The organism is Candidatus Sulfotelmatobacter sp., assembly GCA_035504415.1.
Classification (GTDB): Bacteria; Vulcanimicrobiota; Vulcanimicrobiia; order Vulcanimicrobiales; family Vulcanimicrobiaceae; genus Vulcanimicrobium.
In genome coordinates, this window is the sequence record DATJRY010000012.1 from 251,304 (window position 1) to 274,086 (window position 22,783).

21 protein-coding genes and 1 tRNA gene are annotated in these 22,783 nt (G+C 69.7%); 11 read left to right on the top strand and 11 right to left on the bottom strand.

All coding sequences use genetic code 11. The features are described from left to right. Window positions 1-121: 121 nt before the first annotated feature. Window positions 122-1,222 (bottom strand): hypothetical protein, encoded by a 1,101-nt coding sequence (locus tag VMD91_10910; protein ID HTW84570.1) that lies wholly within the window; start codon window positions 1,220-1,222, stop codon window positions 122-124. Between the two features lie 116 nt (window positions 1,223-1,338). On the opposite strand from VMD91_10910, the gene clpB reads away from it, so the two are divergent. The 3 genes from clpB to VMD91_10925 are packed head-to-tail and all read left to right on the top strand — an operon-like array spanning window position 1,339 to window position 5,168. Next, window positions 1,339-3,957: an ATP-dependent chaperone ClpB gene (gene clpB, locus VMD91_10915; GenBank protein ID HTW84571.1), complete on the top strand. Its 2,619-nt coding sequence runs from the start codon at window positions 1,339-1,341 to the stop codon at window positions 3,955-3,957. 39 nt (window positions 3,958-3,996) lie between these two features. Next, window positions 3,997-4,677: a ribose-5-phosphate isomerase RpiA gene (gene rpiA, locus VMD91_10920; GenBank protein ID HTW84572.1), complete on the top strand. Its 681-nt coding sequence runs from the start codon at window positions 3,997-3,999 to the stop codon at window positions 4,675-4,677. Continuing rightward, entirely contained in the window at window positions 4,674-5,168 is a 495-nt protein-coding gene (locus tag VMD91_10925) for a hypothetical protein (protein HTW84573.1), read from the top strand. The genes rpiA and VMD91_10925 overlap by 4 nt, the downstream gene beginning before the upstream one ends. Here the strand turns inward: VMD91_10925 and typA are convergent. Continuing rightward, a complete protein-coding gene (gene typA / locus VMD91_10930) occupies window positions 5,165-7,006 on the bottom strand; it encodes a translational GTPase TypA (protein ID HTW84574.1) in 1,842 nt (613 codons plus the stop codon). The two genes, VMD91_10925 and typA, sit on opposite strands and share 4 nt — an antisense overlap. Window positions 7,007-7,073: 67 nt before the next feature. On the opposite strand from typA, the gene VMD91_10935 reads away from it, so the two are divergent. Next, on the top strand, window positions 7,074-7,601 hold the full coding sequence (locus VMD91_10935; GenBank protein ID HTW84575.1) for a hypothetical protein: 528 nt from the start codon (window positions 7,074-7,076) through the stop codon (window positions 7,599-7,601). Here VMD91_10935 and VMD91_10940 read toward each other — a convergent pair. The 6 genes from VMD91_10940 to VMD91_10965 all read right to left on the bottom strand — a co-directional run bounded on the left by VMD91_10940 (window position 7,598) and on the right by VMD91_10965 (window position 12,434). Then, window positions 7,598-8,824, bottom strand: a complete 1,227-nt coding sequence (locus tag VMD91_10940; GenBank protein HTW84576.1) for a sigma-70 family RNA polymerase sigma factor — start codon at window positions 8,822-8,824, stop codon at window positions 7,598-7,600. The two genes, VMD91_10935 and VMD91_10940, sit on opposite strands and share 4 nt — an antisense overlap. Beyond that, on the bottom strand, window positions 8,821-9,183 hold the full coding sequence (locus VMD91_10945) for a YciI family protein (GenBank protein HTW84577.1): 363 nt from the start codon (window positions 9,181-9,183) through the stop codon (window positions 8,821-8,823). Before VMD91_10945 ends, VMD91_10940 begins: the two co-directional genes overlap by 4 nt. A gap of 99 nt (window positions 9,184-9,282) precedes the next feature. After that, window positions 9,283-10,002 (bottom strand): polyprenyl diphosphate synthase, encoded by a 720-nt coding sequence (gene uppS, locus VMD91_10950; protein ID HTW84578.1) that lies wholly within the window; start codon window positions 10,000-10,002, stop codon window positions 9,283-9,285. Beyond that, window positions 9,999-10,355: a transcriptional regulator gene (locus VMD91_10955; protein HTW84579.1), complete on the bottom strand. Its 357-nt coding sequence runs from the start codon at window positions 10,353-10,355 to the stop codon at window positions 9,999-10,001. The genes uppS and VMD91_10955 overlap by 4 nt, the downstream gene beginning before the upstream one ends. After that, window positions 10,352-10,966, bottom strand: coding sequence for a hypothetical protein (locus VMD91_10960; GenBank protein ID HTW84580.1), 615 nt, complete (start codon window positions 10,964-10,966; stop codon window positions 10,352-10,354). The genes VMD91_10955 and VMD91_10960 overlap by 4 nt, the downstream gene beginning before the upstream one ends. Before the next feature lie 64 nt (window positions 10,967-11,030). Continuing rightward, entirely contained in the window at window positions 11,031-12,434 is a 1,404-nt protein-coding gene (locus VMD91_10965; GenBank protein HTW84581.1) for an NAD-dependent succinate-semialdehyde dehydrogenase, read from the bottom strand. Window positions 12,435-12,504: 70 nt separating this feature from the next. Between VMD91_10965 and VMD91_10970 the strand changes: the two genes are divergently transcribed. The 6 genes from VMD91_10970 (at window position 12,505) to VMD91_10995 (ending at window position 17,966) form a co-directional block, all read left to right on the top strand. After that, window positions 12,505-14,118, top strand: coding sequence for a DEAD/DEAH box helicase family protein (locus VMD91_10970; GenBank protein ID HTW84582.1), 1,614 nt, complete (start codon window positions 12,505-12,507; stop codon window positions 14,116-14,118). A gap of 40 nt (window positions 14,119-14,158) precedes the next feature. Beyond that, window positions 14,159-14,530 (top strand): hypothetical protein, encoded by a 372-nt coding sequence (locus VMD91_10975; GenBank protein ID HTW84583.1) that lies wholly within the window; start codon window positions 14,159-14,161, stop codon window positions 14,528-14,530. Beyond that, window positions 14,530-15,228: a potassium channel family protein gene (locus tag VMD91_10980; GenBank protein HTW84584.1), complete on the top strand. Its 699-nt coding sequence runs from the start codon at window positions 14,530-14,532 to the stop codon at window positions 15,226-15,228. Before VMD91_10975 ends, VMD91_10980 begins: the two co-directional genes overlap by 1 nt. A 381-nt stretch (window positions 15,229-15,609) precedes the next feature. After that, window positions 15,610-16,893, top strand: a complete 1,284-nt coding sequence (locus tag VMD91_10985) for a divalent metal cation transporter (GenBank protein ID HTW84585.1) — start codon at window positions 15,610-15,612, stop codon at window positions 16,891-16,893. 49 nt (window positions 16,894-16,942) lie between these two features. Next, a tRNA-Sec gene (locus VMD91_10990) sits at window positions 16,943-17,036 on the top strand. Window positions 17,037-17,072: 36 nt separating this feature from the next. After that, window positions 17,073-17,966: a YncE family protein gene (locus VMD91_10995; protein ID HTW84586.1), complete on the top strand. Its 894-nt coding sequence runs from the start codon at window positions 17,073-17,075 to the stop codon at window positions 17,964-17,966. A gap of 37 nt (window positions 17,967-18,003) precedes the next feature. Here VMD91_10995 and VMD91_11000 read toward each other — a convergent pair whose 3' ends face one another. Both VMD91_11000 and VMD91_11005 read right to left on the bottom strand, forming a co-directional pair. Next, on the bottom strand, window positions 18,004-19,236 hold the full coding sequence (locus VMD91_11000) for a hypothetical protein (protein ID HTW84587.1): 1,233 nt from the start codon (window positions 19,234-19,236) through the stop codon (window positions 18,004-18,006). A gap of 155 nt (window positions 19,237-19,391) precedes the next feature. After that, window positions 19,392-20,201 carry a fatty acid desaturase gene (locus VMD91_11005; protein HTW84588.1) on the bottom strand — a complete coding sequence of 270 codons (810 nt, stop codon included), beginning with the start codon at window positions 20,199-20,201 and terminating at the stop codon, window positions 19,392-19,394. Window positions 20,202-20,347: 146 nt separating this feature from the next. Here VMD91_11005 and VMD91_11010 point away from each other — a divergent pair, with 146 nt between their 5' ends. Beyond that, window positions 20,348-21,157 (top strand): amidohydrolase family protein, encoded by an 810-nt coding sequence (locus VMD91_11010; GenBank protein HTW84589.1) that lies wholly within the window; start codon window positions 20,348-20,350, stop codon window positions 21,155-21,157. Here the strand turns inward: VMD91_11010 and VMD91_11015 are convergent. Next, window positions 21,154-22,758, bottom strand: a complete 1,605-nt coding sequence (locus VMD91_11015; protein HTW84590.1) for an HD domain-containing phosphohydrolase — start codon at window positions 22,756-22,758, stop codon at window positions 21,154-21,156. The genes VMD91_11010 and VMD91_11015 overlap by 4 nt on opposite strands. Between the last annotated feature and the right edge of the window lie 25 nt (window positions 22,759-22,783).

The following is a 22,783-nucleotide window of genomic DNA, read 5'->3' on the forward strand; positions in this document are numbered from 1 at the left end:
TGTCGGTTCTCCGGAGACGCTCTCCTTGCAGAACGCACGACTTTGCGAGAACTCGTCCCAACGCTTTACGATCGTGCGTCCACCGTGTGCAGCGAGGATTGTCGCAAAGGGCACGTGCACGTTAGTGACGCAGTGCGAGGACCCCGATGACGGCCTCGATCGCGATCAGAACGATGACGATGACTTCGAGCGTCTCGCTGCGGGCGTACTGCGCTTGGTCCTGCAGGACGCGATAGATCTCGCTGACGCTGCGCAGCTTCGCGTCGATCTGCCGCTGCCAGTCCGCTAGCCCCAACCGGCTCGCGACCGCGCGGTACAAGCGCGCGTAGTACGCATCGCCGATGATCTTGAGCGCGTTGGCGGTGCGATCGGTCAGCTCGAGCACGTCGACCAGGAGGAACCGTACGCGGGCGGCGCGCTCGGCGGCGCCGCGGCGGAGAAACCGTCCCACCGGACGCCCGGGCTCGAGCCGGTAGATCGCGTCGAGCTCGGCGTCGAGCCGCGCGTCGTAGGTGCGAAACTCGACCAGCTGTGAGTTGGCGAACTCGAGGATGTCCTCGACCGCCTCGGCGCCGTCGGCACGGTCGTAGATGAAGGCCGCGTCCCACTGGATGACCGCCAGATCGTCGCGATAGTACGAGAAGGACTGGCGCAGCGCTTCCTGTTCCTCGCCGGCGACGAGATCGCGGTCTTCGAACAGCAGCAGCTTCGCGAGCGCCGGCGCCAAGGCGCCGGTCAGGCGGCTCCCCTCGACGTCGCCGTCGAAGCGCTCGACCTCGAGCACGAAGTAGTCTTCGACCAAGGCCCGGTGCGGATCGTCGAGTGCGCCGGCGATCTCGGCCAGCACGTCGTCGAGGGCGGCGCGCGCCTGCCGCTCGAGCCCCGGATCGCGCCGCAGCCGTCGGGTCAGCGTGCCGAACTCGCTCCATGAGCCGCTGAACGGAACCGTGATCCGCAGCGAGACGACCCCGAAGTCGTACAGCTTGGCTCGGACGGTCGCGCGCGGCTCTTCGAGGTCGGGCAGCCGCACGATCAGGGGAGCGGTCGGATACTGGATGAACTCCGAGCTGGCCTCGCGCCGGAGCTGGAGGGGCGCTCGCGCGACCCCGGCCCCGCGGACGGTGCGCAGCCGTTCGAGGTCGATCGTGTCGGCCACGTCGTAGACGAAGAGGGCCCGGAACGAGCCCTGGACGATCGCGGGCAGGTTCGGATCGGAGGGCATCGCCCGCCCGTGTTCCGGCTCGGTGCGGGGACGCCCGCTTGCCCTCGCCAGCCTTGCTCAGCCGCAACCCCATCCTTAGCACTCTCGGTTGTAGAGTGCGAATGAACGCAGACCGCATGACCCAGCGCGTCCAGGAGGCGCTCAACGCGGCCTACACCCGGGCGCTGGCGGAACACAACACCCAGACGGCGCCGGAGCACCTTCTGGCGGCCATCCTCGACCAGGCCGACGGCGTGGCGGGGCCCATCTTGCAAAAGGCGGGGCTCGAGCCCAAGACGGTCGACCAACAACTCACGCGCGCCATCGACGCGCTGCCGCGCTTTTCCGGCCCCAACGCCGACCTCAGCCAAGTGACGGTCAGCCCCGCACTGACGCGGCTGTTGGCGAACGCCGACGATGAGGCCAAGCAGCTCAACGACGACTACGTCTCGGTCGAGCACCTGTTGCTCGCCATGACCAAGGACACGGGCGCCGTCGGCCGCATGTTCCGCGACCTCGGCTTGACCCGCGAGAAGCTGCTCGGCGCGCTGCGCGAGGTGCGCGGCAATCAGCGCGTCACCACGCAGAATCCCGAAGGCACCTATCAATCTCTCGAACGCTACGGCCGCGACCTGACGAAGGCAGCGGAGCAGGGGAAGCTCGATCCCGTCATCGGCCGTGACGACGAGATTCGGCGCGTGATCCAAGTGCTCTCGCGTCGCACCAAGAACAATCCGGTGCTCATCGGCGAGCCCGGCGTGGGCAAGACCGCCATCGCCGAAGGGCTGGCGCAGCGCATCGTGCGCGGCGACGTCCCAGAGGGGCTCAAGGACAAGCGCGTCGTCTCGCTCGACATGGGCGCGCTGATCGCCGGGGCCAAGTACCGCGGCGAGTTCGAAGAGCGGCTCAAGGCCGTGCTCAAGGAAGTGCAGAGCTCCGAAGGGCGCGTGCTGCTGTTCGTCGACGAGCTGCACACCGTCGTCGGCGCGGGCAAGACCGAAGGCTCGATGGACGCCGGCAACCTGCTCAAGCCGCTGCTCGCGCGCGGCGAGCTGCACATGATCGGCGCGACGACGCTCGACGAGTACCGCAAGTACATCGAGAAGGACGCCGCGCTCGAGCGCCGCTTCCAGCCCGTCATGGTCGATCAGCCCTCGGTCGAGGACACGATCTCGATCCTGCGCGGCTTGCGCGAGCGCTACGAGGTCCATCACGGTGTGCGCATCAAGGATGCGGCGCTGGTGGCGGCCGCCGTGCTTTCGAATCGTTACATCGCGGACCGCTTCTTGCCCGACAAGGCGATCGACTTGGTCGACGAGGCGGCGGCGAAGCTGCGCACCGAGATCGACTCGATGCCGGTCGAGCTGGACGAAGCCTCGCGGCGCATGATGCAGCTCGAGATCGAGCGCGAAGCACTCCGCAAGGAGAGCGACGACGCCTCGAAGGATCGGCTGCAGAAGCTCGAAGCCGAGCTGGCCGAGCTGCACGAGCAGACCGACGGTCTGCGCGCGCGCTGGCAGCGCGAGAAGGACGCCGTCGAGCAGACGCGCGTGCTGCGCGAGCAGATCGAGAACACCAAGATCGAGATCGAGCGCGCCTCGCAGGCGGCCGACTACGCCAAGGCGTCGGAGCTCAAGTACGGTCGACTGGCCGAGCTCGAGCGCAAGCTGCGCGAGCACGAGGCCGCGATCGGCGATTCGTCCTCGCGTCTGTTGAAGGAAGAGGTCGACGAGGAGGACATCGCCGAGATCGTCAGCCGTTGGACCGGCGTGCCGGTCTCCAAGCTGCTCGAAGGCGAGATCCAGAAGCTGCTGGCGCTCGACAAGGAGCTGCACCAGCGGGTCATCGGTCAGGACGAAGCCGTCACCGCGGTCGCCGAGGCGATCGTGCGCGCGCGCTCGGGCCTGGGCGATCCGAACCGTCCGCTGGGCTCGTTCCTGTTCCTCGGGCCGACCGGCGTCGGCAAGACCGAGCTGGCGCGCGCGCTGGCCGAGTACTTGTTCGACGACGAGCGCGCGATGGTGCGCATCGACATGTCGGAGTACGGCGAGAAGCACAGCGTCGCGCGGTTGCTCGGCGCACCGCCCGGCTACGTCGGCTACGACGAAGGCGGTCAGCTCACCGAACAGGTGCGCCGGCGCCCGTTCTCGGTGCTGTTGTTCGACGAGATCGAAAAAGCGCACCCCGACGTGTTCAACGTCTTCCTGCAGATCCTCGACGACGGCCGGCTCACCGACGGTCAGGGCCGCACGGTCGACTTCAAGAACACGATCGTCATCATGACCTCGAACATCGGCTCGCATCGGATCCTGGACTACAACGGCGAGCTGGGCGGCGCGGAGTTCGCGATCATGCGGGCGACGGTGCTCGACGAGTTGCGCCAGCGGTTCCGGCCGGAGTTCCTCAACCGCATCGACGAGACGGTCGTGTTCCACGCGCTGACCGAGGACGAGCTCAAGCGGATCGTCGAGATCCAGCTCGACCGCGTGCGCGCGCGGCTGATCGACCGGCGCATCCAGCTCGAGGTCACCGACGAGGCGAAGACCCATCTCGTCAAGGTCGGCTACGAGCCGGCGTACGGCGCGCGCCCGCTCAAGCGCGCGATCCAGCGCGAGGTCGAGACGCCGCTCGGGCGCAAGATCCTCGCCGGTGAGGTCCGCCCCGGCGACGTCGTGCGGATCAGCTACGACGACGACAAGCGTACCCTCTCGTTCAACGTCGTCGAAGCGTTGCCCGACCTGCCCGCCCTGCGCTGACCCAGGCGCCGTCCGTCGCGGAGTCCAATGGACTCCGCGATGACGGCTTCGGAGCAAGGGAAACGCGCCGCCGGCTTCATGGCGGTCGACCGTTACGTCCACGACGGGACGTGCATCGGGCTGGGCACCGGGTCGACGGCGTACTGGGCCGTCGAACGGGTCGGTGAACGGATCGCGGCCGGCGAGAAGATCCGCGCCGTGCCGACGTCGCGCGCCACCGAGGCGCAATGCGCGCGGCTGAACATCCCCATGCTGCCGTTCGGCGCATGCGAGATGGACGTCGCGATCGACGGTGCCGACGAGGTCGCCGAGGACTGGTCGCTCATCAAGGGCGGCGGCGGCGCGCTGTTCCGCGAGAAGGCCGTCGCGCTGGCGGCGCGGCTGTTCGTCGTGATCGTGACGCCGGAGAAGCTGGTGCGTCGCCTGGGCGCGTTCCCGACCCCGGTCGAGGTGGTGCCCTACAGCCTGTCGTACGTCGCGCACGCGATCGAGTCGGTCTTCGGCGCCCGCGTCGTCGAGCGGGGGACGGGCGGCGCGCAGTTCCTGACCGACAACGGCAACGCCATCCTCGACTGTACGTTCCGCGAGATCGAGGACCCCGGCTCGCTCGACGGCGAGCTGCGCGGCATCCACGGCGTCGTCGCGACGGGGTTGTTCAGCGGCCTGACCGATGCGGTCATCGTCGGCGACGAGCACGGCGTGCGGGAGCTCTCCAAATGAAACGATCGTTCGTCGCCCTGTTCGTTCTCGCGCTGGCGGCGCTGATGCGCCCCGCATCGGCCGCCGAGCAGTGCACCTCGCCGGGCATCGACCTCAACGACCTCGTGCCGATGCACATCACCGCCGCACAGCGCGCCGTGCTCACCCGCAGCTACGAGACGCCGGAAGTGCGCGGGCTGCGCGCCGCGCTCGACGCATACCTCGCGGGCAAGGCGGACCCGCGTACCGTCACCCTGCTCTCGGCGACGCCGAAGACGATCCTGCGCAACCACTTCATCCTGCTCGACGACGAGCAGAACGCGATGGGTGGCGCGAACCTGCGCGTACTCTCGAAGAGCCGCTACGACGCCGTCTACCGCACCTGGGTCTATCAGCTCAGCAACGGCCGGTGGGAACTCCGCGCCTGGGACGTGGCGACGTGCACCCCCGCCGAGTCACGCTGGCTCCGCGCCCGCTACGGAGCGATCTTCGACACCGACGCCGGTGCCTAAGCGCCCGCGAAGGCTTTTTCGCGTTTGCGGGCTTTGAGGCGGTCACTCTCGTCGAGCAGGCGCTTGCGCAGGCGGATCGACTTGGGCGTGACTTCGACCAGCTCGTCGTCCTCGATGAACTCGATGGCGCGTTCCAGCGACATCTCTTCGGCCGGCGGCATCTTGAAGTTCTCGTCGGTGCCGGCGGCGCGCATGTTGGTCAGCTTCTTGGCGCGCACGACGTTGATCGCCACGTCCTTGTCGTCGTTGGCGCGCCCGACGATCATGCCCTCGTAGACTTCGACGCCCGGATCGACGAAGAAGCGGCCGCGCTGCTCGAGGCCCATCAGCGCGTAGGCGGTGACGGTGCCGGTGTCGCTGGTCACCAGTGCGCCGTTGGAGCGGCCGGGGATGTCACCCGCCAGCGGCTGGTGGGTGTAGTAGACGTGCGACATCACGGCGGTGCCGCGCGAGAGCGTCAGCAGCTCACCGCGCAAGCCGAAGATGGCGCGGGTCGGCATCGTGTACTCCAGGCGGCGGGTCTCGCCGACCGTCACCATATTGGACATCTGCGCGCGGCGGCGGCCGACCGACTCGATCACGGCGCCGGCGTACTCCTCCTGCACGTCGATGACGACGTACTCGACCGGCTCCATCTTGACGCCGTCTTTTTCGGTGATGATGACGCGCGGCTTGCTGACCGCCATCTCGTAGCCTTCGCGGCGCATCGTCTCGATCAGGATCGAGAGGTGCAGCTCGCCGCGGCCGCGGACCTCGAACGTGTCGGCCGAGTCGGTGTCGTCGACGCGCAGCGCGACGTTCGACTCCAGCTCGCTCATCAAACGGGCGCGGATCTGGCGCGAGGTCAGGTACTTCCCTTCGCGGCCCGCGAACGGCGAGGCGTTGACCATGAAGTACATCGAGACCGTCGGCTCGTCGACCGCGATCGCGTCGAGCCCCTCAGGGACGGCGGCGTCGGCGATGGTGTCGCCGATGTTCAGCCCGTCGATGCCCGAGACGCAGATGATGTCGCCGGCGGTCGCTTCGTCGACTTCGATGCGCTCCAGGCCGTGGAAGCCCAGGATCTTGGTCAGCCGCAAGCCGCTCTGAACGCTGCCGTCACGGCCGACCTTGGCGATCGGCGCGTTGACCTTGGCGCTGCCGCGGAACACGCGGCCGATGCCGATGCGTCCGACGTAGCGGTTGTGGTCGATCGCCGAGATCAGCATCTGGAACCCGCCGTCCTCGGCGGGCGCTTCCGGGACGCGCTTCTTGATCGTCTCGAAGAGCGGCTCGAGATTGTCGCTCGCGTCGTCGAGGGCGTACTTGGCCACCCCGGCTTTGCCGTTGGCGTAGACGACCGGGAAGTCGGCCTGCTCGTCGGAGGCGCCCAGCTCGATGAACAGGTCGAAGACCTCGTCGACGACCTCGACCGGGCGCGCGTCCTTGCGGTCGATCTTGTTGATGACCACGATCGCGCGCAGGTCGAGCTCGAGCGCCTTGCGCAGCACGAAGCGGGTCTGGGGCATGACGCCCTCGGCCGCGTCGACCAGCAGCACGACGCCCTGCACCATCTGCAGCACGCGCTCGACCTCACCGCCGAAATCGGCGTGGCCGGGCGTGTCGACGATGTTGAACTTGACGCCGCCGTGGTCGATGGAGGTGTTCTTGGCCAGGATCGTGATGCCGCGCTCGCGCTCGAGCGGGTTCGAGTCCATCGCGCGGGTCTCGACGTGCTGGCCTTCGCGGTAGATCCCGCTCTGCTTGAACATCGCATCGACCAGGGTGGTCTTGCCGTGGTCGACGTGCGCGATGATCGCGACGTTGCGGATATCGGACCGCGTCCGGGTGGCGCCCATACGGACCCTATCCTACCATGTGCGTCGAGGAGGACGCTCCTGGTAAGGTCGCCAAGGCGGCGCGAAAATGACCGCTTGGCTGCTCGCCGCCACGCTTCCACTGCTTCAGGCACCCGCGCGGCTCCACGGCAAGGATCCGCGTTTCGGCCGTACCTGTGCCGCCGCGCAAACCGTTTACGTAGCGGTCGACGGCCTCGACCTGGACGTAACCGCAGCCGCCAGCGGTCTGCGCCTCCAAATCGGACAGAACCGCGGCGCGGGCGCAGCCCTGCGCCGGACGGACGCCGTCGTCCGGCGCGAGACGACGATCGTCGCAGAGGTTCACGAGACGTTGACCGTTCCGGAACTGATCGATGCCGATCCGCCCGCCTTGAAGGGCGGAGATCGTATGGGTGAGGTGTTCACCCCGGTGCTGCAGCCGGCGCAGGACGAGATCGACGCCCTGCGACGCTACGCGGACGCGATCCGCCGAGCCCCGAATTTGCCGCACGCGGACGATGCGGCGGGTGTGCTCGTCGCGCACTCCCAGTTCGAAGGGGCGATGCGGACCGCGATAGGGCGCTTCTTGCGGGTCTGCGGATTCAGCCGCCGCTAAGGCTGCAGCCGCTGCTCCAAGAACCGGCGGTCCGCCGGACTGCGCGCGAACGCCAGCGCGCGTTCGTAGGCGGCGCGCGCCTCGCGCTCGCGGTCGAGCCGGGTCAAGAACGCGGCGCGGCTGGCGTGCAGCAGATGGTACTGCGCCAAGCGTTCGTCGGCCGCGAGCTCGTCGAGCAGCGCCAGACCGTCGGCTGGTCCGCGGGCCATGCCGATGGCGACGGCGCGGTTGAGCGCGACGACGGGTGAGTCGCTCTGCGCGCGGAGCATGTCGTACCACGTCACGATCGCGCGCCAATCGGTGTCGGCCGCGCTCGGCGCGCGCGCGTGTTCGGCGGCGATCGCGGCTTGCAGCTGATACGGCCCCGGCGCGCCGGCGCGCAGCGCGCGCGTCAGCACCGCCAGTCCGTGGAGAATCGCGCCGCGGTCCCATCGCGCGCGGTCCTGGTCGTCGAGCAGCACCACCTCGCCGGCCGCGTCGACGCGGGCGCCGCGTCGCGCGTCGGTCAACAGTAGGAGCGCCTGCAGGCCCAGCACTTCCGGTTCGGATGGCATCAACTGGGCCAGCAGGGCGGCGAGCCGCACGGCTTCGAGACACAGGCTCGCGTGCGGGGAGCGTGCGCGAGCCGGTGCGCTGTGGCCTTCGTTGTAGATGAGGTAGACGACGGTCAGCACGCCGTCGAGCCGTTCGGCCAGCTCCGTCTCGCGCGGTACGTCGAACGGGATTCCCGCCACGCGTATCTTGCGCTTCGCGCGGACGAGCCGCTGGGCCATCGTGGTGACCGGCACGAGAAACGCGGCGGCGACCGCTTCGGTGGTGAGCCCGGCCAGCGCGCGCAGCGTCAGCGCGATCCGCACGTCGGGCGCCAGCGCCGGATGGCAGCAGGCGAAGATCAAGCGCAAGCGGTCGTCGGGGATCGCCGCGTCCTCGTCGCTCTCGTCGGCCGGCGCGATCGCCTCGAGTGCCGCGAGCCGTTCGAGCTTCGCCTGTCCGACTCGTTCGCGCCGGATGCGATCGATCGCGCGATTGCGCGCGGTGGCGAAGATCCAGCCGGCGGGGTTCGCCGGCAACGCGCCGTCGCCGAAGCGTTCGAGCGCGACGAGAAACGCTTCTTGCACCGCGTCCTCGGCGGCGTCGAGGTCACCCAGGGCGCGTGCGAGCGCAGCGATCGCGCGTGCGGCGTCCGCGCGGAACGCACGCTCGATCGCCGCGCGCGCGGTCACGACGCGGTGACGGGAATCGGCATCACCGGACGGACCTCGATCGTCCCGTACCGGGCGCCCGGAATCATCGCCGCGTACTTGACGGCCTCGTCGAGGTTCTCGCAATCGAACAGATAGAAGCCGCCGAGGTGCTCTTTCGTCTCGGCGTACGGACCGTCGGTCAGGGTCTGTTTCCCGTCGCGGATGCGGATGCTCGTGGCGGTCGACGTCCCTTCGAGCGGACGTCCGTCGAGCCACACGCCCGCGTCGCGGAACGCTTGGGTGACCTGCATGTACTCCTGGTGGATCGCTTGCTGCTCGGCCGGTGAGAGGTTGTCGTAGACGTTCTCGTCGACGTAGATGAGCGCCAGGTACTCCATCGTCGTTTCTCCTCGGTGGGGTGGGCTGGTCCGTGCTGGGCGCCGGACTCGTGGAAGAGACGAATGGGAGATCGCCGGATCGACACCCGGCGGCGCGGATCAGCGGCCGAAGCGGCGTTCCCGGGCGGCAAATGCGCCCAGCGCCCGGGCCAGGGTGGTGGCGTCGAAGTCGGGCCACGGCTCCGGGGTCGCCCACAACTCCGCGTACGCGCTCTGGTAGAGCAGAAAGTTCGAGAGGCGCAGCTCCCCACCGGTCCGCACGACCAGGTCGGGGTCCGGCAGGCCGGCCGTCCACAAGCGCGACGCGATGGCGTCCTCGTCGATGTCGTCGGGCGCGAGGCGCCCGGCGGCGACGTCGGCGGCCAGCGAGCGGCAGACGTCACGCAGCTCGGTGCGGGCCGCGTAGTCGATCGCGATCGAGAGCTGCAGCGCGGTGCCGCCGGCCGTTCGCTCTTCGAGCGCGCGCAGCGCGTCGAGCAGCGCCCGCGGCAAGCGGTCGCGCCGGCCCAGCGTGCGCACGCGCACGCCGCGCGCGGCGAGTGCCGCCGCCTTGTCGCACGCGAACCGTTCGGCCAGTCCGAACAGCCCGTGCACCTCGACGCCGGGGCGGCTCCAATTCTCCTCGCTGAACGCGTAGACGGTCAGCATCGTGACCCCTTCGGCCAACGCGGCGTCGATCGCACGATCCAGCGCCTCGATCCCGCGCCGGTGCCCTTCGAGCGGCGGCAGCCCGCGGCTGCGCGCCCAGCGGCGGTTGCCGTCCATGATGATCGCGACGTGCTGCGGCGCGCCGTCGGGGCGTGGTGCGCGTTCGATCACGATTGCGCTGCCAGTCGCGGCGCGGGCGCCGACGCTTCGCGTTGCACCCCGCGCACGACCGCTTCGAGCTCGTCGACGTAGGCGAGGAACCGTTTGCGGCCGTTGCCGGTGATGCGCACGACCGTCGCCGGACGGCGGCCCGGGCCGCGCTGGCGTTCGCTCGCGACGATGCCGACTTCGGCCAGCGCGTGCAGGTGCCGGTTGAGGTTGCCGTCCGTCAAGCCGCAGGCGTCTTGCAGATCGGTGAAGCGCATGCCGTCCGGGTTGGCCACCAGGCACGCGCAGACGGCCAGCCGTCCGCGCTCGTGGAAGATCCGCTCGAGCCCGGGGAAGGCGTAGGGCGCGTCGTTCACGGCGCCATCTCCGGCCGGCGTTCGGCGTCGCGCGCGATCAGCACGCCGATCGCGATCTGACCGCACCCGAAGGTCAACGGCATCACCCACCACGCCAGCGCGGCGGTGCCGGCCGCGAACAGCAGCGCCGTGCCGATCGCGCCGAAGAAGATCGCGACCGCGGCCGTGCCGCGCGGCAGCATCGTGCGCGCGGCGAGCAGGCCGAGCGCGTAGCAGAGCGCCCAGGTTCCGGGCAACAGGCCGACTTGATCGCGGGCCAGCAGCGCGCTGGTGAACGCGCCGCCGGCGACGACCGCCGGGAGCACGGCCAGCGCGGCCGTCCGCAGCTCGGTGCGGGTCCGCGAGGTCCAGTTGTGCGCCATCCAGACGGCCAGCGCGCCGTAGTTCACCGCCAGCGCGAAGGCCAGACAGGCGATCCAGATGGCGACGTAGCGGGCGGCGTCGTCGGCCCCTTGCGGGTGCGGGGCGACTGCCAGCTGGACCAGGCCGGTCCCGAGGGCTCCGATCCCGGAGGCGAGGGCGGCCGGCCCGGACAGGCCGCGGAAGCGTTGGACGGAGGCGAGACGGCTGCGGACCTCGTCGAGGTCGGCGATGGCGCGGGTGACGTCCACAGGTGACTCCGAAGCGGGTGGCTCCCATGGCGATACTCTGCGCCGCAAAGAAGTCCTCCCGCCGCTACGCGAGCCCGCCCAGGCAGATGTACTTGATCGAGAGCCACTCGTCCAGCCCGTAGTGCGAGCCTTCGCGGCCGAAGCCGGACTCCTTGACGCCGCCGAACGGCGCGATCGCGGTGGAGATGATCCCGGCGTTGGCGCCGACCATCCCGTACTCGAGCGCTTCGGCCGCGCGCCACAGCCGGGCCGCGTCGCGCCCGTACACGTAGGCGGCCAGACCGAACGGCGTGTCGTTGGCCAGCGCATACGCCTCCTCGTCGCGGGTGAAGCGCACCAGCCCGGCGACCGGGCCGAAGGTCTCCTCGCGCGCCAGCAGCGCGTCGGCGGGAACGTCGGCGATGACGGTCGGCGTGAAGAACGTCCCGCCGCGCGCGTCGCGCGTGCCGCCCAGCAGCGTGCGCGCGCCGCGCGTCCGCGCGTCGGCGACGTGCGCTTCGACCTTGGCCAGCGCCGCGTAGTCGATCAGCGGGCCGATGTGCACGCCCGCTTCGAAGCCGTCGCCGACGCGCAACTGCTTCGCGGCCGCCGTCAACTTGGTCGCGAAGGCGTCGTAGACGCCGTCCTGCACGTAGAAGCGATTCGCGCACACGCACGTCTGTCCGGCGTTGCGGTACTTCGAGGCGATCGCGCCCTGCACCGCCGCGTCCAGATCGGCGTCGTCGAGGACGATGAACGGTGCGTTGCCGCCTAGCTCGAGCGAGAGCCGCTTGAGGGTCGAGGACGACTGCCGCATCAGCAGCTTGCCGACCTCGGTCGAGCCGGTGAACGAGACCTTGCGCACGCGCGGGTCGGTGGTCAGGATCTCGCCGATCACCGGCGCGTCCTCCGCGGCGCCGGTCACGATGCCGATCACGCCGTCGGGGACGCCGACTTCGCGCGCGATCTCGAGGATCGCCAGCGCCGAGAGCGGCGTCTGTTCGGCCGGCTTGACGACAATCGTGCAACCGGCGGCCAGCGCGGGCGCGATCTTGCGCGTCAGCATCGCCGAGGGGAAGTTCCACGGCGTGATCGCCGCGCACACGCCGACCGCTTCTTTTTGCACGAACAAGCGGCGGCTGCGGTCGTCGGTCGGGATGATCTCGCCGTACGCGCGCTTCCCTTCCTCGGCGAACCACTCGAAGAACGAAGCCGCGTACGCGATCTCGCCGCGCGCTTCGGCCAGCGGTTTGCCCTGCTCGCTGGTGAGCAGACGCGCGAGCGCGTCGGTGCGCGCGAGCATCGTCTCGCCGATCGCGCGCACGAGCTTGCCGCGGTCGGCGGCGGTGCGCGCGCGCCACGCCGGCAGTGCGGCGGCGGCCGCGTCGATCGCCGCACGCGTCTCGTCTGCGCCGCAGCGCGGCACCGTGCCGACGACGGCGCCGGTGGAGGGATTCTTCACCTCGAGGGTGGGCGCGGAGAGCAGCATGGAGAGCAGTTCTCTCTCGCGAACGGCAGTGCCCGCCGTGGCCCCGCGACTACATGGATGGAGGTTACCCTTGCGGGGCTGGCAGCGTGCCGCGTTCGAGCGCTGGAACGCGGAGCGCCCGAGCGACGCGTTGATCGTGGCGACGCCGGGCGCCGGTAAGACGCGCTTCGCGACGCGGGTGGCGCACGCGCTGCTGCGCGACGGCGCCGCCGGCCGCGTGGTGGTCGTCGTACCGCGCGAGCACCTCAAGGCGCAGGTCGCGCGCGCGACGCTCGGCGCGGGGATCGTGCTCGATCATCGCTTCGCCAACGCGCAGCGGCGGCTCGCGCGCGACGTGCACGGCGCCGTGGTCACCTATCAGCAAGTCTGCGCCGCGCCGCGCCTGTATCGCCAGTTGGCGCGCGACGCGCAGGCCGACGGCACGCCCCTGGCGGTATTGCTCGACGAGATCCATCACGCCGGCGACGATGCGACCTGGGGCCGCGCGCTGCGCGACGCGTTCGATCCGGCGGCGTTTCGCGTCGCCCTCTCGGGAACGCCGTTCCGGTCCGACGGCACCGCGATCCCGTTCGTGCGCTACGCCGGCGGCCTGTCGGTCGCCGATTTCTCGTACGACTACGCGGCGGCGCTGCGCGACGGCGTCTGCCGCGCGCTGGTGTTCGCGCTGCACGGCGGCGAGGCCGAGTGGATCGCGCGCGACGGGACGCAGATGAGCGCGAGCTTCGAGGAGGCGCTGCGCGAGAGCAGTCACCGCTCGGAGCGCCTGCGCACGATGCTCGCGAGCGACGCGTGGATGGGCGACGTGCTGGCTCGCGCGCACCTGCGGCTGCTCTCGGTGCGCGCGGAGGGACACCGTGACGCCGCCGGGCTCGTCGCGGCGATGAACCAGGATCACGCGCGCGCGATCGCGGCGCTGATGGAACGCCGGCTCGGCGTGCGGCCGACCATCGTCGTCTCCGACCTGGCCGACGCCTCGGAGCGCATCGCGAGCTTTGCGCGCAGCGGCGATCCGTGGATCGTCGCCGTGCACATGGTCTCCGAGGGCGTCGACATCCCGCGCTTGCGGGTCGGCGTGTTCGCTTCGAACGTCGTGACCGAGCTGTACTTCCGCCAGTTCTGCGGCCGCTTCGTGCGCACGATCGACGGCAACGTCGACCCCGAGGCGTACGTCTTCGTCCCCGACGATCCGCGTCTGCGCGCGCTCGCGCACGGGATCACCATCGACGTCCGGCACGGGTTGCGCGGCCGCGATGCGCGCGCCGACGAGCTGGCGGTGCTGGATGCCGCCCAGCGTGCGGATCGTGCTGCCGACGCGGGGCTCTACGAGGCGATCGCCGCGCGCGCGACCGACGAGCGCGTCGTCGACCTGGGCCCGCTGTTCACCCCCGCGGCATGGTCGCAGCCGCCCGGCTCCGAGTCGTTCGCGCTCGACGCGGAGGAGCGCGAGGCGCTCCCGGTCCCGGTGGTGACCACGGCCGAGCGCAAGGAGTCGCTTCGCCGTTCCCTGCACGGGCTGGTCGCGCGCGTGTGCGTGCGCTTCGGCGTCGAACACCGGCTGGTCCACGCGACGCTCAACCAGCGCGTGGGCGGCAACGTCGCCACCGCGACGGAACGCGAGCTCGACCTGCGCCGCCGCGTGGCCGAGGCGTGGCTGGCACGCGATCGGTACGACGGCTTACGGTAGCCTCCATGAGGTTGCCGGGCCGGCGCCGAAGCGCCGCTGAGTGAATCACGACGATACGCGCGGAGCGGTCGACCCGCTCGACACTCCCGAGCTCGCCAAGCACCTCTCCGAAGAGCTGCGCGGGCTGCTCCGGCGGGCCGACGAGGGCGACGAGGCGGCACGGTCCGCGGCGTTGCCGCTCGTCGCGCCGATCGTCGACGCCTTCGCGGCGGTCGGCCTGATCGAGTTCGCCTATCTGGCGCCGACCGAGGACGACGACGAAGACGGTCCGATCGCCTGGCTCGAAGCCAGCGAGGCGATCTTCGACAAGGAGCGCGACGCGGTGGTCATCGCGGGCAGCGAGATCCTGGAGGTCTACGAAGGCCCGATCACGCTCGAAGACCCGCCCGAACACGAGGACGACGCCGAGTAGTGTCGGCGGGGCGCCTGCGTACCGCGCTGGCGCCGTACCGCGACCAGGCGCTGACGGCCCTGGTCGCGTTCGAGGCAATCTGGCTGTTCGTGCTCTCGCCCTTGGGCCAGGTGCACGTCCTGCCGAACTGGGTCAACGCGCTGACGACCGCCGTCATCGTTGCGGTCGTGTTGGTGGTCTGCTCCGGAACGACGGCGGCCGAGCTGGCCGTGGTCGCCGCGACGCTCGTCGATCTGGTCGCGACGCTGCTGCGCCACCAAGCGCCCTCGCACGTCACGCTGATCGTCGACCTGCTCTCGCGCCTGCTGTTCCTGTTCGCGGTGACGGCGGTCGTCGCGCGCGCCGTCTTCGCGCGCGGTGACGTCACCCACCATCGCATCCTAGGCGCGATCGCGGTCTATCTCAACATCGCCTGGGCGTTCGCCTACATCTACCGCGCGCTCGACGCGCTGGTGCCCGGGTCGTTCTCCGGCAATCACGTGCCGACCGCCGACGTCTTCACCATCGGGCGCTTCGTGTATTTCAGCTTCACGACGATGACCTCGACCGGCTTCGGCGACATCATCCCGATCCACCCCTTCGCGCGCAGCGCCACCAACCTCGAAGCGCTGATGGGCCAGCTCTTCCCCGCGACGCTGCTGGCGCGTCTGGTCTCGTTGGAGATCGAATACCGCCGCACGCGCGGCGGCGAAGACTAGCCGCGCTCCCGGGGCGTCGTTGCGGGCCCAGTACTGCGCGAGCTGCGAGCCGTACGCGGCGGCGTAGCGCTGGAGCCCTTCGAGCAGCGCGACCTCGTGGTCGCTCAAATCGGCGTGCCACCGGCCCGCGATCGGCACCAAGCGGTCGCGAGCGCCCTCGTTCCACACCTCGTGCGGGAAGTCGCACCGTGCGGTGCGCTGCGACGACGCTCGCGGTGACGGGCAGCGCCGCGCAGTGCCGGTCGTGCCGGCGCCCGCGGCGGGACCGGCGCGGTGCGCCAGGGGAGCTTCAAGCCGTGCCGGTCAGCATACGCACACCGAGTCGAGCGCGTCCTGCCCGCGCGCGCGGGAGATGGGCGCGCGCATCCGAAACGGCGTCCCATGGGGGTTTCGCCGCACGGCTTCGTCGGTCGCTGCCGCGCGGGTTTGGCGTACTGTGTGCGCTCGATCGGCCCGGGCGTCATCACCGGTGCGTCCGACGACGATCCGTCCGGGATCGCCACCTACGCCATTGCCGGTGCGACCTTCGGCTACGGGCTGCTCTGGGTCGCGTTGATCACCATCCCGATGATGATCGCCGTCCAGGAGGCATGCGCGCGAATCGGGATCGTGAGCGGGACCGGTCTCATCGCCGCGATGCGGCGCGCGATGCCGATCTGGATCTTGCGCGTCTTGGTCGCGCTGGTCGTCGCGGCGAACACGCTGAACATCGCCGCCGACATCACCGGGATGTCGGCCTCGGTGGCACTGGTCACGCCGGTGCCCTCGCCGGTATGGGCGATCGGCTTGGGCGCGTTGCTGATCGCGGTCGAGGTCTTCGCGTCGTATCGCGTCTTCTCGGCGATCGTCAAGTGGCTGTGCCTTTCGCTGCTCGCCTACATCGCGAGCGCCTTCGTCGTCAACGTGAACTGGCTCGAAGCGCTGCGCCAGACCGTCATACCGCAGATCCGCCTCGACAAGACGTGGATGGCGACGTTCGTGGGCTTCCTCGGCACGACGATCACACCGTACCTGTTCGTCTGGCAAGCCGCGCTCGAGGTCGAGGACGAACGCGCACAGGGCGAGGTCACGGTCGCCCAGCGCCGGGGCGCGACCAGCGCGCAGATTCGCGGCGAGCGGGCCGACGTGGTGAGCGGGATGCTCTACTCGAACGTCGTCAGCTGGTTCATCGTGCTGATCAGCGCGGCGACGCTGTTTCGGCAGCATGTCGCGATCAACAGCGTCGAGGACGCGGCCCGCGCGCTGCGGCCGCTGGCCGGTCCCTGGGCCGAGCTGCTGTTCGCGCTCGGCGTGCTCGGCGCGGGCCTGCTGGCGGTTCCGGTTCTCGCCGGCTCGTCGGCGTACGCACTCGCCGAGGCGTTCGGCTGGGCGGGCTCGCTCGAGGCGAAGCCGCGCTCGGAGGTTCCGTTCTACACCGTGATCGCGGCCGGCATCGGTCTGGGCGTCGTCGCCGACCTCCTGCGTCTGGACGCGGTGTGGGCGCTCTTCTGGTCCGCGGTCGTCAACGGCTTCGTCGCGATTCCGCTGCTGGTCGGTATCTTCTTGACCGGCAACCGACGTGACCTGATGGGACGCTGGATCAACGGACGCGGCTCGCGCATCTGGATCGGGATCACGATCGTGCTGATGTCGGTGGCGGCGATCGGCCTGGTCGTCACCGCCTAAAGTCGAAGGGCCGGCCCGACCGGGTCCGAAAGGCTCGCCCCCGGCGCGTGGGAGCGTACGGGTCTGGTGGCTCGCCCGGTCTTCAAAACCGGTGAGGCCGTCGCAAGGCGGCTGGTCGGTTCGATTCCGACACGTTCCCGCCACGCGCGCTCGGCCGGATACCCTTGTGAGAGTTCTTTGTGCTGATACCCGCCGCGCCGCCGCAAACCGTCCCCGTTTTCAGCGGCTTCGACTACGTCACCGTCGACGCGCAGCGCCGGCGCGTCTATGCCGCGCACACCGGCTCGCGAGCGCTGCTCGTGGTCGACGCCGATAGCGGGAAGGTCGTCGGCCAAGTACGGACCGGACCGATGCACGGGGTGGCGGTGAACCCGGTCGACGGCCACGTCTTCACCGGCGACGGCGACGACGCCACGGTGGCGGAAGTCGATCCGGTCGCGCTCAAGGTGCTGCGCACGGTCGCCGTCCCCGACGCGATCGCGTACGATCCGGCCATGCATCGCATCTACGCCGACGAGGACGACGGTACGCGCATCTTCGTCATCGACGCGGCGAGCTTCACGCTGGCGAAGACGATCGCGATACCGGGTCACAAGCCCGAGTACCTCGCCGTCGATCCGCGCACGCACGAGGTCTACCAGAACATCTCCGACCTCGCCGAGATCGCGGTGATCGACCCCACGACGCTGGCGGTCAAACGGACGTTCCCGACCAGCGTCCTGACCGGCAACCATCCGCTGCAGTTCGATCCCGCTTTCGACGAGATCGTCGCCGGCGGCACGAACGGCGTGATGGCGGCCTACCGCCCCGACGGCACGCTGCTGGGGAAGGTGACGACGCCGCGCTTCGACCAGTGCGACCTGGACCGCACGCAGCACGTGCTGGCGTGCGCGGGCGACGGCGGGATCACGCGCCTCGCGCTGGATCCGCACGGCGCGCCGCGGGTGCTCGACACGACGCCGGTCGCCGCCGGCGTGCACACCGACGCCGTCGATCCGGTCAGCCACGACGTCTTCGCCGTGTGGTCCGACCGCAACGGTGGCGGCGACTACGTGCAGCGCTTCCACCCGTAGCGGGCTCGCCGCGCCGGCGAGCCCGCTCGAGGTGCGGTCAGTGCGGGTAGAAGACGTCGATCCCGCCGGCCGAGGACGTCGTCGGCGGGACGGGGACGTAGACGTAGCCGTTGGCCGGGTCGACCGCCACCGAGTGCGAGCCTTTGCCGGTCGGCACGTTGGCGATCCACGCGAAGCTGGAGGCGTCGATGATGCCGAGCACCGGTGTGAACGTCGCGGTGGCCGAGCCGGTCTGCGAGATGCCGTTGGCAGTCATGTCGCGCGCGGCGACGTAGAACCGGTTGAGCTTCGGATCGTACGCCGCTTCGTCCGAGCCGCCCACGCCGGTGATGCTCGCCAGCACCGCGCCGGTCGTCGCGCTCATGATGAGGGTGAGCTGCGGATTACCGGCGTTGGTGTCGCACGCGATGACCAGCGCGTCGTTGTTCGGATTGAGGTTGATCCCGGAGGGGTTGCAGTCGTTCGTCGCGCCGCCTTGCGCGCCGCTGCCTTCGTCGTACTGCGCGCTCACCACCGGCGCACCGGCAACGACGCTGGCGGCGGGGATGACGTCGAGCTCGCCGTACGGGTTCGTCGTCGTACCGTCGTTGTTGACGTAAAAGTTCTTCGTGTTGTGGTCGTACACGCAGGCGTCGAGGCCGACCTCGCCGGCACCGAATTGCGGGCCGGAGAAGGTGAACACGCTGACGACCGACTGCGAGCTGGTCGAGATGAAGTTCGCGTACGGCGGCGAGTTCTCGCCGTTGACGAACATCATCAGGCCGTCGTCAGGATCGTAGCAGCCTTCGTCGGTGCGCAGCCCCGCGTTGCCGGTGACGATGTCCTTGACCAGCGAGAGGTTCGCGGAGTTGACGATTTTCACGCTGTTGACGTCGCCGGTGTAGACGAGTCCGGTGTTGGGCAGGGGCGTGTCGCCGTCGGGCCCGGAGTAGGGGTTGCCGGCCGGACTCGCGCCCGCATAGCCGACCTTCGCCTGCTGCACGACGTACGATTGCAGGTTCATGACGTCGAGCGCTTTGTTGGTGCGGTCCGAGAGATAGTAGTTGCCGGCGGTCGTATCGACCGCGCCGATGTCGTACGAGAAGCTGCCGCCCACCGTGAGGCCGGGAACGACGGCGGTCGTCAGGAGCGCGAGCCCGCTGCCGTCGATCGTCGGCGTCTTGGGCGTTTGGCTACCGGGTGGCGGGGTCGGTCCGCCGCCGGTGCCGCAGGCCGCCAGGCCCAGACCGGCAACGAGGAAGCATCCGAGGAAGAGAGCGCGTCCAATCATCGTCGAGGAGCCCTTTCACGCGGCAAGTCAGCCCAAAAAGTCCTCTTTCGTGCATTGGTATACCACGAAAGAAGGTTCTTTCCTGATACCACGCCGGCGCTCACCTGTCTATAAAAGGCAGGTGGTTGCCGCCTCGCTCTCTGAGCGAAGGAGTGTTAGGCGCTTTGGCGGCGGCGGGACCGCAGCTGCAAGCGCTGCAGCATGGCCGGGGTCGGCAGCTTGACGTCGCGGGCGATCTTCAGCCAGGCCAGCACCTTGATCGTCCACCAGGTGGTGTCGATCTCGAACCAGCGCAGCCCGTGGCGTGCCGAGAACGGGAACGCGTGGTGGTTGTTGTGCCAGCCCTCGCCCCACGCCAGGATCGCGACCCACCAGTTGTTGGTCGACTCGTCGCCCGTGCGGAAGCTCTGGTAGCCGTTGTGGTGCGCGGCGCTGTTGACGAGCCACGTGATGTGATAGGTCACCGCGCAGCGCACGAACACACCCCAGATCACGAGCGACCAGCCGCCGAACGCGAACAGCACCAGACCCAGGACGATCTGCCACAACAGATATGTTTTCTCGAGGAAACGATAGACGCGATCGCCGGCGAGATCCGGCGCGAGCCGCGTTTGTTCGGCCGGCGAGAGCATCGCGTCGTTCGGCATGAAGAGCCACTCGAAATGGCTCCACAGCAGGCCGCGATGAATGTCGTGCGGATCGCCTTCCTTGTCGGTGTGCGCGTGGTGCGCGCGATGCGTCGCGATCCATTCGATCGGGCCGCCTTGCAGCGCCAGCACGCCCAGCACCGCGGTCGCATACTCGACGACCTTCGGCAAGCGCAAGCTGCGATGCGTCAGCAGCCGGTGGTAGCCCAGGCAGATGCCCCAGGCGCCGGTCGCGTAGTAGAGTCCGAGTGCGACCGCCACCGAACTCCAGCGGAACGTGCCGGGAATGAAGGCGCACAGTGCACCGAGGTGTACCACGGCCAAGCCCGTGAAAGTGACCCACCCTGGGAGACGACGCGTCCCGGCGTTCTTCGCTGCTTCCATCGCTTACGGGAGGTGCGCCTTTCGGCGCCCCGTTCCTGGCGACCGAGCTGCTACGCTGCGTTAAGGATTTGGACCCCGCCATGATCGATGTCCACGTTCACCTGCATCCCCCGCGCCTCTACGCCGCGATCCGCCGATGGTTCGCCGAGCGCAGCCCGTGGGTCATCGATCACCCGACCGACCCGGCGGTCGTCGCGGCGGCGCTGCGCGATCACGGCGTGGATCGCTTCGTCTTCTGTTCGTACGCGCACAAGCCGGGCATGGCCGCCGAGCTCAATGCTTGGCTTGCGGCGACCGCACGCGAGCTGGCCGGCGTCGGCTGGGCACTGGCCACCGTCCACCCCGACGATCCCGACCCGACCGCGGACGCACGGCTGGCGCTCGGCGCGGGCTGCATCGGGCTCAAGGTCCACGAGGACGTGCAACGGGTGCACCTGGACGATCCGCGACTGGCCGGGTCGCTGGCGGAGGTTGCCGCGGCCGACGGCTTCGTCTTGGTGCACGTCGGCCACATCCCGTGGTCCGACCAGACCGACGACGGCCCGGCGCGGATCGCGCGCGTCCTGGACGCGCATCCGCGGTTGCGCGTCGTGGTCGCGCACTTCGGTGTCCCCGATTCCGAGCGTTATCTCGCGATGGCGTCGACCGAGCCGCGGCTGTTCCTGGACACGACGATGGTGTTCGCGCCGGAGTCCCCGATGCGCCGTGCCTTCGACGCCCGCGCGCTCGAACGGGTCGCGACGCAGATCGTGCTCGGCACCGACTATCCGAACATCCCGCACGCCTGGGACGGCGATCTGCGCGGGCTGCGCGCGCTCGGCCTCGATCCCGCGACGCTGCGCGCGATCACCGGCGAGAACGCGCGGCGGCTCGCGCCGGCGCTGGCCTAAGCGGTCTCGCCGCGCCGCAGCGCGCAGAACGAGCGGACCATCTCGGCGTCGAACTGGCTTCCCGCGCAGCGCTCGAGCTCGAGCAGCGCTTCGCGCTCGGAGATCGCGCGGTGGTACGGCCGGTCGATCGTCATCGCCGAGAACGCGTCGATGACGCTGACGGCGCGTGCCAAGCGGTCGATGCGCTCGCCGGCGACGCCGTTGGGATACCCGTGCCCGTCCCAGCGCTCGTGGTGCTGCCCGATGATGCGCGCGACGTCCTCGAATCCCGGGTAGTCGCTGAGGATGGAGCGGCCATAGTCCGCGTGGCGCTGCATCGTGCGGTACTCGTGCGGTTCGAGCCGCGCGGGCTTGAGCAGCAACTGTTCGGGGACGAGCAGCTTGCCGATGTCGTGCAGCAGCGCCGCGCGCACGAACGTCTCGTACAGCGCGCCCAGCTCCAGGCGCGGCGCCCAGGCATGCGCGATGTGATTGACGTGCAAGAGGTGCATGCGCGTGTACGGATCGCGCAGCAGCGCGCACTCGACCAGCGGCTCGACGTCGCCGAAGTTGCCGAAGCGCACCAGCGGCGAAACGCTTTCGCCGACCGCCATGCCGCCGTGCTCCAAGCTCAACCGCAGCCGCAGGTCGGCCAGCGCGAGCAAGTCGGAGCGCGTCGTTCCCTCGTCGGGCGCGCTGACCCAACCGCGGTTGACCAGGATCGGGATCATGTCGTCGTGGCCGCGGAAGGAGAGATCGTGCGTACGCGCGCCGACGTCGTCGACGAGTCGTGCCAGCGCGGCACGATCGGGTCGCGTCGCGACGATGACGAAGTCATCGCCCCCGAAGCGGCCGACGACGGTGTCGCGATCGGCGAGCGAGGCCAACTGCTCGGCCAGCGCGTCGAGGACGCGGTCGCCGACGCGCGAGCCGTAGACGTCGTTGATGCGCCCGAAGTTGGTGATGTCGAGCAGGATGATGCCCAGCGCGTCGCCGTCGAGCGCGCTCAGCCGCTCGTCGATCGTGCGCAGCACCGTCGAATGGTTGGCGAGCCCGGTGAGCGGGTCGACCTCGGCGACCCGCTGGAGGCGCGCGAACAGGCGCTGATTGCGGATCGCGATCGCCAAGTAGCGGCCGATCGCCTCGAGCAGCGAGACGTCGTTCTCGTCATAGGCGTACTCGCGAGTGCTCTGCACCGAGAGCACCCCGATGCGGTCGCCGCCGGCTTGGATCGGAACGAAGATCGCCGAGACGCTGTCGTCGGTCCACGGCTGGGCTTTGTTGAGCGGCTGGCGCGCGATCGCCGCCCAGTCCTCGACGGTGCGGAAGAGCTGCGAGCGCCCGCTGCGCAACGTCTCCCACGATCGGCCGCCGCGCTCGATGACGATGGCGGGGTCGGGTCGCGTTTGGCCGTGATCGTGCACGTACTCGATGCGCAGCGCCGCGCCGCTGCGCACGGCGATGAAGCAGACGCTCACGTCGATGACGCGCGTGAGCAGCTCGCACAGAGACGCGAACGTTTCGCGTGGAGTCCGATCGGCCGCGAGCAGCACCGCGACCTCACCGATGAGGGAACGGTCGCGCTGGTCGCCGCCGGTCTGCGAGCCGGTATCTACGATCACGTCACTGGTGGACCCCAGACGGGGA